A 12,978-nucleotide genomic window follows, 5' to 3' on the forward strand; every position below is an offset into this window, starting at 1 on the left:
TACAAAATGGCATTCCTGATGACCTTCCTTAAAGGAATAGGAGAAGATACAAGCGATTTAGAAAGAACCACCCAATTACCAGAGAATCAGTATTTGCATAAAGCGAATGAAACAGCTGACATAGAACGGCCGACCTCCAGAAAATCATACGGATCAAGCATCCCCAGTAAAAGCGGAATTGAAAAAAAACGAAACATAAGCTGGTTTTGGATTGCAGCAGGAGTTTCGCTTGTAACCATTCCGCTAACTTTATCGAAAAGTAAAAAATAAAGTAACTTGCACGTTCATATTCGGAATATTGAGCGCAAACCGTGTAAACAAGAAGTTAAATTATGAATGATATATATTAAAGCCGATGATTCCCCCTAATAGGGGATCATCGGCTTTTTTCGATTGAAGGTGAGGTAATAAAATTACTATCAATATTTTTCTCACTAGCCTTTTATTACATATATTTAAATTAGATACAAATAATAAAATCAATAATTAGAGAAAGCATCATACACAAACAAAAGGGGGCGGGTAAGTGCGAATAGGACGTTCTCTTAAAAGGTCTAAAGAAAAATCTACAACAAATCATATACAAGTAAATACCTTATCTGCCGTGGTGAACGAAAATCTTGTGAGATTAATGAATGAGCTCGGGCACAGTTCAGATTTGTCTGTTCGTATGATTGAATCTCTACACCAAAAATCGGTACAAGCAGCTGTAATCCACCTTGACGGATTGGCTGATGCTAACATCATTAATGAAAACATAGTGGACCCATTAATCCAGTGGTTTAAAGAAAATAATCAAATATTGACAGAGATAGAAGAACAAGCTAGCCATATTTTAACGGTATCTCAATTAACCGTTAAAGAAAGTTGGCAGGAATTCATATCAGCGGTTTTGACAGGAGATACGGTTGTATTGTTGAATGGCAGTACAAAAGCATTCATCGCCAGTACGAAATGTCAGCCATCCCGTGCAATAACTGAGCCAACAAGCCAAACGGTCATTAGAGGACCAAAAGATAGTTTTACTGAGAATTTAAGAACCAATACATCACTAATACGTGCTAGGATTCAAAACCCTGATGTGCGCTTAGAGAGTTTGAAAGTCGGAAGCGTCACTCAAACGGATATTGGAATCATGTACATTCAGGGAATCGCGGATGAGAGTATTGTGAAGGAAGTCAAAGAACGAGTAAGGGGCATTGATATTGATGGGGTTCTTGAATCGAATTACATTGAAGAATTAATCCGAGATGATTCAGCGACCATTTTCCCCCTTCTTTTGAATACTGAACGACCAGATGCGGTAGTCGGTAATTTATTGGAAGGGCGAATCGCCATCATTATACAAGGAACACCTTTTGTTTTAATCGTCCCAGCAGTTTTCTCTCAATTTTTTCAATCTCCGGAAGACTATTATCAAAATCAATATACTAGTTCCTTTATAAGGTTGTTAAGATTCGGTGCCTTTTTTCTTTCGATGTATGCATCCGCTATCTATTTGGCCCTAATTACTCATCACCAGGGGCTTATCCCTACAACTTTAATCGTCAGTTTAATGGCTCAAAGGGAAAATGTTCCTTTTCCAGCAATTGTCGAAATACTCGTAATGGAAATGGCCTTCGAGGTTTTACGGGAGGCAGGAATTCGGATGCCAAGAGCGATCGGTCCAGCCGTATCAATTGTAGGAGCACTTATTTTAGGGCAGGCAGCTGTTGAAGCCGGATTTGTGGGAGCGTCAGTCGTTATCATAGTAGCCATTTCTGCAATCAGCAGTTTTACACTGCCGAATACCAGTCTAGTTAATGTGACTCGCGGAATTCGATTTATGTTGATTTTTATTTCAGCATTCATAGGCTTATATGGCATATTGCTTTTCACTTTATGTATCTGGCTTCATATGAGCAGCCTGAGGTCTTTTGGTGTACCATATTTTGCACCATTCGCTCCATTTCGTTTCAAGGAGCAAAAAGATGGTTTTTTTCGATTCCCACTACCATCACTATTGAAAAAAACATCAAGAAAATAAAACTCGGCTAAATACGGGGGAACGAAATATGAAAAGTAATATTTCATTTTTATGGATAGCCATTTGCTTATTGATTTCAGGGTGTTCAAATTATCGGGAATTAAACGAGCTTGGGGTCATAATAGGAATGGGAATCGACCATAACGACGATCCAGACAACCCATACAAAGTAACCTATCAAGTCATTAATCCAAGCGGGCTTTCCCAAACCAGTACTTCCGGAGGTAAAGGACTTGCAGTCATAAACTATACGGTAACGGCAAAAACACTAGTTGAGGCTTATTCAAAGGCATCAGCCATTATTCCTAGAGAAAACAATTTTTCACACCTTTCGCTCATTATTATCGGGGAAGAGTTAGCACGAAATGGTCTTGATTTATTATTTGATGCTGTCGATAGAGGCAAAAATCAAAGGGTAAGTGTCCCGATCTTTATTGCTCGCGGAAAGTCTGCTGAGTATTTGCTTGGTGTAATTGAACCACTTGAAATGACTCCAGGTAAAAATATCATTAGCACAACTAAAAGTGAGCAAAGCGACTATGGATCCACTAATGAAGTGTTATTATATGAAACCATTTCAGCACTTATGAGTGAAGGGAAGGATGTATCACTTCCTGGAATCAGTATAAGGAATGATTCAAAAGAGGCAAAGCAAATAAGTAATTTTGAGACGACTGCCCCAGCTTATATAGAGGCAAAAGGATTAGCCCTATTTAGAAAAGGAAAAATGGTGAGATGGCTTGATGGAGAAACGGCCAGAGGTGTTCAGTTTGTCACATCGGATATAAAAAGGACAGATGTTGTGATACCTTGCAGTGAGAAGGGAATTGTCACGATCACGGCAATCAGAGTAAAAAGCAAAATGAAAACCAAAATCCACCATGAAAAACCAGTCATACATACAAATTTGAATGTAATGGGAGAAATGATGCAAACATCATGTGACCTGGATATGAGCGATCCGAAGTTGTTAAGTGAGTTTGAAAGAAAATTGGAAAATGAACTAAAAAAGCAAATAAAAAGGACGATTAGCATCACTCAAAAAGAAAAGTCGGACGTTTTTGGTTTTGGTGATGCCTTGTCTCGAACAAACCCGGATTATTGGCTTCTGCATAAAAAAAATTGGGATAACCTATTTTCAGATGCGGAAATATCTATGAAGGTAAACGTTGACATTATTAATTCCGGAATGCGAATGGAACCTTATAAGTCGAAATAAAAAAATGAGGAAGTGAGGAGACATTGCCTAAATTAAAAATTGATGGATTTCAGTTATTTTGTATGATGGTCATTTTTATGTTTGGCAGTAATTTACTGCTTGATATAGGAAAGGGGGCCAAGCAGGATGTCTGGATTGTGAATCTCTTATCAACTCTTTTTGGTTGTTTACTGTATTTCGTGTATATTTCATTATTTAAAAAATACCCTGACTTACCGATGACCGGTTATGCCCGGAAAATTTGGGGTAAATATTTTGGCGGTTTATTCAGTTTTTGCTATATCATCTATTTTGTTTATCTTGCTGCAAGAGTGTTACGGGATTTTGAAGAATTATTAATTAGCTCCACATATAGACGTACTTCCATTATAACGCTGGGGATATGCATGATACTGGTTTTAATTTATGGAGTTCACTTAGGTATAGAAGCATTTGCACGAGTTACATGCATATGCTTCGCCATTATTATCGTGGGCCTTTTGATTATGAACATTATGTTTGTACTAGGAGGATATACAAAATTGGAAAACCTTCAGCCTGTTTTAGGCAACGGATGGGGAAAGGTATGGAAAGAGTTGATTCCTACTGGTATCACCGTACCTTTTGGAGAATTGATTACGTTTACGATGATTCTTCCGTATTTGAATAAAAAGAATTCTGCTGTGAAAGTTGGCCTCTTGGCGATAATTATAGGTGGAGTTACTTTAACTCTTAATTCGATCATTTTTTTGTCCGTATTAGGTCCAGATGCCGTATTAAGGTCAAATTTCCCTGCTCTTACGGCTGTCAGTTATATAAATATCGCTGATTTTATTGAAAGACTGGATTCGTTCATTCTTGTTTTAATGATCATTTTAGGCTTCATTAAGATTTCGATCTTTTTCTTTTGTGCCATTATTGGCGCAGCGGACTTATTTCAAATGAAATCTTCCCCTGTATTCATTTACCTGGTTGGCGGTGTTATTTTCTTCTCTTCGCTTATGATTGCACCTAGCTATCAGGCTCATATAGATGAAGGGCTAACAGTCGTCCCTTACCTTTTGCACCTACCTTTACTTATTGGAATCCCCATTCTATTATTGGTTACCGCATATATAAAACAAAAAATGAAACCAGCAGTTTCATGAAGAGGGAGGCTGCCGGTTTTTAAGAGCTGAGAATATGATCAAATATAAAAAGAGTATTATGGCTAAAAGGACCAGAAAGTAATCTTCTCCACGAGCTACTGTGAAATATTGTTTGATGCTATAGAAAGAGTGCAATATATTCAAGCCCTGTAGGTTATCAAGGAGAATAATAAGTAAATACGTGCCTAACAAAATTAACAAAGATGGTAGCATTCTCACGATAAAATCACCTCATTCTTTTTTCTTAAAGTGTCGTTAATACTCTAAAAATATGCACGAATTCGTATTTAGGTTATGTGTCTGGATACTTGATACTTGTCATTTTCAATCCTTATTATGATGGAACCTAATGCTTGTAGAAATGCCTCCCATGCCATAAAATGGGAGTATACAAATGATAAAGGAGTGTATAAATGAAGTTCAAATTAATGACCATCACCTTGGGTATCTGTTCTTCATTAGTACTTTCAGGTTGTTCAAGTGAAGAGGAAAGTGTTGTTCATAATGAAAGCAGTCATGAAGGACATTCAGAACATACAGTATCAGGAGATCTTCAGGAGGAGACCAGCAGTAAGGAAATAGCACCGGATTTCTTAGCCGAAAAACCAGAAGATATGAAGACAATCTATTTAGCTGTTGCTCAAAATAAAGATTTACTAGAAAAAATACCTTGTTACTGCGGTTGCGGGGAGTCAGCTAACCATAAAAACAATTACGATTGTTTCATCCATGAAAATAAAAAAAATGGTGAAGTGGTTTGGGATGACCACGGGACGAGATGTGGAGTTTGCTTAGAAATAGCTGCACAATCCATACTGGACTTGAATGATGGTATGAGCATCAAAGATATCCGGAATAAAGTCGATGAAAAATATAAAAGTGGATATGCCAAACCAACCCCAACCCCTGAAGTGTAAGGGCAAAAAGGAAATGAAATTCTAGCGTGAAAATGATAATTAGGAAAATGGCTTTTGCCCGATATTCATTCGGGAAATGCCATTTTTTAATTTCTTGGAGTGAAGGATTCTTTCACATATATAATATTAGTTAGAATGGGGAATACTTCCAATAAACATTAAACCATAAAGGAGCTATCACTTTGACATTAATCCGCCTTGGTTATGTAGCCATGAGTAATCATGTGCCGAACTGTTCACCATCCCAAACTATGACTTTTGCTCAGTTTTCGAAAATTAAGGACAGAGATGCTGCGATAAGGAAGCTTGAACGCATTTCAATTTCCAATCTTCATAATTGTTGGCGTTTACTGATCCATAACGAAGCTAATAATATTCAGTTCTTTAGGCTTTCTTCTAAACTTATCCCTTTAGCCAATCATCCGGAAATTCCAGAATGGGATTACATAGAACCTATTTCAGAAGAACTAGCTAAATTAAAAACATTCATTACAAATCACCCAAAAATAAGGATAGATTTTCACCCAGATCATTTTGTCATCTTGAATAGTACAAATATCGATATTCTGAAGACATCATTAAAAACATTAAGGATGCATTATACTTTATTGAAAAAAATAGGGTTGGATCCCGAGCATCGCTGTGTACTGCATGTTGGCGGGGGGTATGGCGAACATGTACAGGCATTAGAGCAATTTATTGATAATTGGGGTTTGATTCCGGAATCAATTCAAAGAATGGTCATTCTTGAAAATGATGATACTACCTATACTTTGTCGGAAACCCTTTATTTATGTGAGAAAATGGGGATTCCCATGGTTTTTGATTATCACCATTACCTCGCACATCAGTTACCTGGCGAAGATTGGACAGACCATTGGGATCGAATATTAAATACCTGGAGGAATTCCAAACTACCTCCTAAAATGCATATCTCAAGTCCAAGGTCCGATAAAGAATTTCGAGCACACGCTGACTTTGTGGATACTGGTATGTTCATGGAGTTTTTACAAAGGATAAAAGGGACCTTACCACAATTGGATTGCATGATTGAAGCTAAACAAAAAGATGGAGCACTTTTCCAGTTGATGGATCAGCTGAAAAGTTACAAAGAGATAGAGATCATTGATAATGCAAGTTTTTATATTCATTAAAAAATCCGTATGATAAAATATTAAACATTTGGTAAAGAAGGTATGCATAAGATTTTCTTTATCAAATGCAATTTGTTTACATAACATAATTATTGTTAATTTAAGGACTATATGGGGTCCTACCATCAAAAAGCGGAAAAAGAAATACCGGGTTAAGAATCCGATTTTCCCTACGCGAAGGAATCAGCCTTATAAAAATTACTAAAGAAGAGGACACTGGTTTAAAAGTTGTATTCATCAAGGAAATTAATGTGTACCTATAACTATTGGGTGAAAAATATTTAAGTATGTTATCTAACTCATTCCCTTTACAGATATCGTGGTGATGGATATGTCTTTGTTGGACACCACTTACTAATACTCTTATATGTTCTTTTGGTGAGCCAGTGAAATTACGGACGTTCTCAAACTTTAAGGGCTGCAATGTTAATCAGTTCTCTGCATTCATCATGTATGTTATTATGTTGAGATTCATCTAATTGCGTTAACGTTTGTTCACTCTCCAATTTTCAGGTAATTTAGGGCTACTCTTTATCAATCGTGTCCGAGCACTGGATCTGTTCCTTGCTTACTTCCCATAAACGCTTTGCAGCGTCCATGTTTTGAGCGGGTACAGATGGGATTGTAATTTGCATGTCGGTGTAGTAGCGGCCATTGTGACTGGTAATTTCGTCTGAGTCCGCCAACCATACCAAAGTTTCGGCACCTTTCTCAGGGCTTCGGGAGAATATCTTCATCACGGACATGGTCAACCGGGCCAATAGTCCGTTGTTCTGGTTAAAGTTCGTGGAAACTAGCCCAGGATCGAAGCAATGAGCTGTGACTCCCGTTCTCTCCAGTCGCCCCGCCAATTCAGCGGTGAATAAGATGTTGGCGAGCTTTGTTTCCGCATAGCGAAATGTAGGGCCGCCAATGAATTTTTTGGGGAAGCTATAGAGATGCTCGGCGCTGAGTTCGTCAAAATCAATCCCTTTCTTGGCCATCTTGTGACCGTGGGATGCGGTTGTGATTACTCGGGCTTGCTCACTTTCCTTTAACCGATCAAGGAGCAGTGTCGTAAGCAGGTAGGGTGCTAGATGATTAACCGCCCAGGTCATCTCCAAGCCGTCGACAGTTAGTTGTCGAGTTTCGAACAAGGCGCCGGCATTGTTGATTAAGACATCCACTTTCGGGCACCTAGCCAGAATTTCAGCAGCAACCTGACGTATGGACTGCTGAGAAGCCATGTCTGCTAGGAACACATCCACTGTGGTGCTATTTCCGGTTAATGTCTTAATTCGATTCACTACTTCAGTCGCTTTGGTCTGATTACGTGCGACGAGTCCCAGGTTTGCGCCTCGAATTGCGAGTTCTTTGGCTGTGGCCAGCCCAATGCCGCTAGTTGCACCGGTAATCACGACGTACTTGCCTTTCACTGTCCACTTATTCGAAATTATACTCTCCATTGTTATTAAACCTCTATCCCTGAAAGTTTATGAATGAACAATTCATTCTTTAGCAAATTAACGAACATCATAATTTAATTTTTGCGAACCATCAACAGCAATTTTTCTACTCCATCCTAATATTTTACATAACTTCAGAAGTGCCGTGTTTAATGCGATTGCAGTTATTATAACTGGCGCAACTATCTGAAACGGCTCAATTGATTGTGATGTCAAGTAGACAAGATTGGTCGTACGGATTCGTGGGACATGATCCCGTGAACTAAACGTCCCGTACCTGATCGCATATAGCTTCCTATTCACTGTGCAAAAAGAGCGTATTCATATCTCTTTCATTGTTCCCTTGGAGGACACCTAACTTGGAAATAGGTATTATCATCATTGCTTTTCAAGACGGCATGATCAATATGACCAATACGATTGCAGCGGTTAGCTCAGCAGAGTAGCTCTATCAAACAAACACAACTTCCAAGATGTATAAAAGTACGTTTCTCTTAACAGGATTGTTTTCAATTATATGTGCTGCACTTGGTTTAATCCCATATGGACCGTATACTTCGTCTATTGGTTTTTCAGTAAGTACAAAAATATTTGATCGAGTAGCTTTAATTATCAGAGGAGCGCTTTTCACTTTACTTGGATTTGTGCCTGCGTTAGGAGCCTTATTTTCGACAATTCCTGTTAGGAAAGGGGGTGCTGTCTTATTTATGGCCTATATACAATTATTCGGAACCGCTGCATAATATTCAATTTAATTCTGAAACGATATACCGAATTGCTACTCCGACACTTATTGGTATCTGTATTATGAACATTCCTGCGGAAGTGTTCGCTACGATTCCTATGTATATTCGTCCCCTTATCGGTAATGGTCTGTTAATGGGCGTACTTATAGATCTGGCTCTGGAATGTTTTGTGGATTGGTCAAATTATAAATGGTTGGAATCAAGGTACTAGTACTGCATTTAATAATATTAAAGGCCGATGATTCCTTAATACAGGGATAATCGGCTTTTTTAAACCGAAATATCTCTTCGTGTATGTTTTCCGCATTTCGTATGCCCCCTAAATAAATGGGGCATCCAGACATTATAAATAATGAGTAAAAATATAGAGAATTTTAATATGCTATGTTTTCGAAAAAAAAGTAGAAAAGACAAGAAAAACGAGCTTCATATTTAGTTTTTAATGAGGTTGTTTTAAATCACTAGAGTCATTGGTCTAGATTGCGTTAAAACGTCTCTATTAAACCTTTAGGGGTGTTATTTGGTGTTGGTATTTTTTTGTAGTAGATCGTCTGAAATTATAAGAATATTCCGAATGTAACAAAGGACCTGTATTGATACATTCAAAAACGCGTTAAATCAAGGTTTATAAGGGTATCAAGATTTATAAAACTTGCCTTTTTTTCACCTGTTCACGTACAATGAAAGAAGGGGAAAGGGGAATGAGCCATTCATGCAAGCAACCTCTCAAAGAATAAAGAATGTCCAGCCGATACGCCGGTTGGATCACATAGAAAAGATGAAAAAGTCACTATTAAAATATTGCAGCTACAGGGATTATATGATGTTTTCAATCGGGATAAACATCGGGTTACGTATAGGGGATCTTTTACAATTAAGAGTGAAAGATATTCTTGAGGGTACACATATAGTCATTGTGGAGCAAAAAACAGATAAAATTAAGCGGTTCCTTGTCAATCCTCAACTTCGTAAGGAAGTAAGGAAATATGTCCGGAAATCGAACCTGAAAAATGAACAGTATTTATTTCCAAGTCGAAAAGGTAATGGTCCAATCACTAGGGTACAGGCCTATCGGGTCCTGAACAAGGCAGCTGAAATGGCAGACATTCCGGATGTCGGTACACATACCCTTCGAAAAACCTTCGGCTATTTGCATTACCAAAAATTCAAGGATATAGCTTTACTGCAACAAATCCTTAATCATTCCAATCCAAAAGATACGATGATTTACATAGGACTCACACAGGATTTAATGGACGAAACTCTAATGGATTTCTATTATTAACTGAACAGGAGGAAGTACAACCCCTGTATTACTCAGTATTTTTATATTGATATCACAGTCCTGTAATAGGGATTTATTCCAAAGCAAACATTATTTTAATATATATGAATGGGTAGAGAAAACTGTTATTTTTGGTGCGGAGAGGTGAAAGAAAAAGAGCATCTCCGTTCAAGGACTGTTGGAATGGGATAAGCCTTTACTAGGAAATTCGACTTCACTGAGAGTTTTGAAAATTAAAACAGTTTTGAGAGGGTAAAAGGACAGGACCTTATCTCAACCGAATGACTTCTCAAAAAAGAACAAGAATATAATCTTTTTTTGTTAATATCATCCAGTCTTTATTCTTTTAAAAAATCATTCAATTTTCTTATCAATACAGTATATTAGAAACATTTAGTCTTCTAAAAGTCTGTTATTCTACTTTTTAACATATAATGAAACAGAATTTAACAGGAAAGAATGGGGGTTCAAAATAAGGTTACTATAATAACGTTATGTTAACTTGTTTTCGAGATTTATCCTACTGTCAAAGGACTCATCATATGAACTGACCCCAATTGTTAGAGAACATGTAATAATTGGGGTGCAGTATAATGCTTGCAAGGAAAATGGATAATTAGTTTCAGTTAAAAGGAACCCATATCCTCCACCTGATCTAGCTCCAAAGGTAAAAAAGCATATTCCTCGTCCTTGATAATCTCACATTTACGAACGGGAATCGGTTGTTTAAAAATAGGCCCATCTATTACTGTGGTGTGAAACTCTCCACCTTCTCCGCAGGGGTCAATGCCGCGAGCTTCAAGTTCCTTCACGTATTCATGGGTTAACGTTCGCCCTAAATCTTCCTCTCGCATTCCCAATGATAAATTAACGGTTACAATGATCGTTACAAATCCTAGATTCATGAACTCTTCGACAGCTTCACGATGGTTCATTTCCCATAAAGGCATCCCAAGCTTCAATCCAGCATTCTTCGTAACCTTATCATGCCAACAGCCATGGGCAGGCATATCCAAGTCACCAGTTACTAACACTTCAGCTCCTTGATCTTTAGCATTTTCTAAAAGGCGCATAAATACTTTTTCATAATCAGTCCAACTGGCAGCTGCAGTATAAACAGGCAAACCTATAGATTCAGCTTGGGCATGTATGAGTTCCGGAGGCAGTCCATGGGATCTGGAGCGTTTTCCTTCTTCTTCCAGCATGACGATCAGTCCTACCGCATCTCCAATCTTCATTGCTTTATATAAGGCTAAGACACTATCCTTTCCCCCGCTAAAAGAAGCGATGAATTTATGCCCGCGAGCACTATTTTTCCAATCGATTACTTCTGTCATCTAAATTTTCTCCTTCATTCTAATGACTTTTTGCCAATTTCATATTTTACATATGACCTTTCATAACTATATTTGTTTGATTTTATCACGGTTGGAGCTTTTAGATAAGATATTAATACAACCTGATACAAAAAAACTTGATTAATAAAAGAGAAGTTCATCTCAAAGAAACTACTTCTTTATCGACAGAGACAAGATAATTTTGCAAAAGGAGGATTATTTCAAATTCCTAGTGAACAAGGCAATAAAAAGGCATGAGGCCAGTGGATGAACGGGACCATGCCATTAAGGCTAGCTAAATAAAGTTTCTACCTTTATAGATTCCCTTCATATAATAGGTTCTTTTTATAAAATTACAATATGTATTTCCACTTTTCCATCAGGATAATACTTTTCAAAATCCAGACTATATTTTCTGTTCAATTTTTTTTCTTCTTCCAGCTGCCATATCTTTTTCCAAGTTTCACCTATGGAATGTTCATCTTGTAAACATTCAAACACCGCGTATTCTTGATCTGGAATGACAAATTTTTCATTCGATACAGGGGTTTCGGTGGCTACAGTTAAAGTATAATCTCCACGATAGTTACTTTCGTAATGATGGTATATCCCATATTTCATATCATTTTCAATATTAAGATCATTTGTTTTGCTCCAAAGGGATTCGATTTTCTCGAAAAGTTCCTTATCCGAGAAATTATTAGTCCTTATTTCGCCAATCATGTAGACTTCTTTACTCATTAACTAGCAACTCCTTATTTGTATAAATTTGGATATAGTAACAATGATATCACATTCAAAAAGGATGACCAGATTCTTTTGGTGCAAGGGTAATTTTGGAGGTTGGTTTTGTCTATAGTTCCTGCTTTGGAATTTGTGAATTGAACAATAAAAAGTTGATCAGATGTGAAGTAGATGTTTACCTAATATATTGTATCCAGTATTTTTAAAATTGGATACAATATATTTAATTTTCTGTATTGTAATCGCTTTATATAGTTGATATAGTTAAAATTGTATCCAATATCGAAAGGTGGACGCTGAATTGGATAATGCAAATTCTAAAAGAGATAAATCAACAATCGTTAAAAATGTAACGAAAAGCCTCAGGAAAGCGATTTTGAATGGGACGTTGAAAAAGGGGGAGCGACTCATCCAAGAGGAGTGGGCCGATCGCCTAGAAGTAAGCAGAATGCCCATTCGTGAAGCACTTACACAGCTTCAAATGGAGGGGTTGGTGGAAATGGTTCCTCATAAAGGAGCAATCGTCACACCGATTACCCGGGATGATATTGAAGAAATTTATCATACCAGGTCTCTGCTTGAAGGTCTTGCAGTAGAAAAATCACTGCCTTATTTAACAAAGGAGGATAAAGAAAAATTAAAGGGTATTTTGATTGAAATGGAAGGGATTCAGTTATCTGACGAAACCAATGAGCATTATATCCTTTTAAATGCGGCTTTTCATGAAACCCTCCGAAAAGGGTGCCCATGGCCAAGGGTTCAAAAAATGGTAGAAACGCTGGGGATCTCACCCATTGCGCCGAATTTGCTGATTGATTATTACCCAGAAACGCAACGGGAACACCGTATGATATATGAAGCGGCACTAAGAGGGGATCCTGCAGAACTAAGGGCAGCAGTAGAATTTCACATTTTACGGACGAAGAATAATTTAATTACGTATATGGAGTTGCTGAATACTAAAAATCATCAATAAAA

Annotated in this window: 13 protein-coding genes; 9 read left to right on the forward strand and 4 right to left on the reverse strand. The window is 37.5% G+C overall.

Translation table 11 applies throughout. The features are described from left to right. The first annotated feature begins 18 nt into the window (after positions 1-18). From BS1321_RS28345 to BS1321_RS25975, 4 genes are all read left to right on the forward strand, one after another. A complete protein-coding gene (locus tag BS1321_RS28345) occupies positions 19-270 on the forward strand; it encodes a hypothetical protein (RefSeq protein ID WP_063233728.1) in 252 nt (83 codons plus the stop codon). 256 nt (positions 271-526) lie between these two features. Continuing rightward, the gene (locus tag BS1321_RS25965; protein WP_232522738.1) at positions 527-2,026 is read left to right on the forward strand and encodes a spore germination protein; all 1,500 of its coding nucleotides are present in this window, start codon (positions 527-529) and stop codon (positions 2,024-2,026) included. 28 nt (positions 2,027-2,054) lie between these two features. Continuing rightward, the gene (locus BS1321_RS25970) at positions 2,055-3,245 is read left to right on the forward strand and encodes a Ger(x)C family spore germination protein (protein WP_063233729.1); all 1,191 of its coding nucleotides are present in this window, start codon (positions 2,055-2,057) and stop codon (positions 3,243-3,245) included. A gap of 23 nt (positions 3,246-3,268) precedes the next feature. Then, complete coding sequence (locus BS1321_RS25975; protein ID WP_063233730.1) at positions 3,269-4,372, forward strand: GerAB/ArcD/ProY family transporter; 1,104 nt, start codon at positions 3,269-3,271, stop codon at positions 4,370-4,372. Here BS1321_RS25975 and BS1321_RS28925 read toward each other — a convergent pair. Next, a complete protein-coding gene (locus BS1321_RS28925) occupies positions 4,367-4,585 on the reverse strand; it encodes a YczF family membrane protein (protein ID WP_473743246.1) in 219 nt (72 codons plus the stop codon). The two genes, BS1321_RS25975 and BS1321_RS28925, sit on opposite strands and share 6 nt — an antisense overlap. Positions 4,586-4,785: 200 nt before the next feature. On the opposite strand from BS1321_RS28925, the gene BS1321_RS25980 reads away from it, so the two are divergent. Further along, positions 4,786-5,289: a PCYCGC motif-containing (lipo)protein gene (locus BS1321_RS25980; RefSeq protein WP_063233731.1), complete on the forward strand. Its 504-nt coding sequence runs from the start codon at positions 4,786-4,788 to the stop codon at positions 5,287-5,289. Between the two features lie 182 nt (positions 5,290-5,471). Beyond that, on the forward strand, positions 5,472-6,443 hold the full coding sequence (gene uvsE / locus BS1321_RS25985; protein WP_063233732.1) for a UV DNA damage repair endonuclease UvsE: 972 nt from the start codon (positions 5,472-5,474) through the stop codon (positions 6,441-6,443). Positions 6,444-6,967: 524 nt separating this feature from the next. Here uvsE and BS1321_RS25990 read toward each other — a convergent pair. Continuing rightward, positions 6,968-7,888, reverse strand: a complete 921-nt coding sequence (locus BS1321_RS25990; protein WP_063233733.1) for an SDR family oxidoreductase — start codon at positions 7,886-7,888, stop codon at positions 6,968-6,970. A gap of 473 nt (positions 7,889-8,361) precedes the next feature. Between BS1321_RS25990 and BS1321_RS28835 the strand changes: the two genes are divergently transcribed. Both BS1321_RS28835 and BS1321_RS26000 read left to right on the forward strand, forming a co-directional pair. Continuing rightward, positions 8,362-8,631, forward strand: a complete 270-nt coding sequence (locus BS1321_RS28835; protein WP_081112941.1) for a solute carrier family 23 protein — start codon at positions 8,362-8,364, stop codon at positions 8,629-8,631. Positions 8,632-9,346: 715 nt separating this feature from the next. Then, the gene (locus tag BS1321_RS26000) at positions 9,347-9,919 is read left to right on the forward strand and encodes a site-specific integrase (RefSeq protein WP_194719377.1); all 573 of its coding nucleotides are present in this window, start codon (positions 9,347-9,349) and stop codon (positions 9,917-9,919) included. A gap of 626 nt (positions 9,920-10,545) precedes the next feature. Here the strand turns inward: BS1321_RS26000 and BS1321_RS26005 are convergent. Then, complete coding sequence (locus BS1321_RS26005) at positions 10,546-11,256, reverse strand: Dph6-related ATP pyrophosphatase (protein ID WP_063233734.1); 711 nt, start codon at positions 11,254-11,256, stop codon at positions 10,546-10,548. Between the two features lie 345 nt (positions 11,257-11,601). After that, positions 11,602-11,997, reverse strand: a complete 396-nt coding sequence (locus BS1321_RS26010) for a GyrI-like domain-containing protein (RefSeq protein WP_063233735.1) — start codon at positions 11,995-11,997, stop codon at positions 11,602-11,604. A 304-nt stretch (positions 11,998-12,301) separates the two neighbouring features. Here BS1321_RS26010 and BS1321_RS26015 point away from each other — a divergent pair, with 304 nt between their 5' ends. Continuing rightward, entirely contained in the window at positions 12,302-12,976 is a 675-nt protein-coding gene (locus tag BS1321_RS26015; RefSeq protein ID WP_063233736.1) for a GntR family transcriptional regulator, read from the forward strand. Positions 12,977-12,978 lie beyond the last annotated feature (2 nt).

The organism is Peribacillus simplex NBRC 15720 = DSM 1321 (assembly GCF_002243645.1).
Classification (GTDB): domain Bacteria; phylum Bacillota; class Bacilli; order Bacillales; family DSM-1321; genus Peribacillus; species Peribacillus simplex.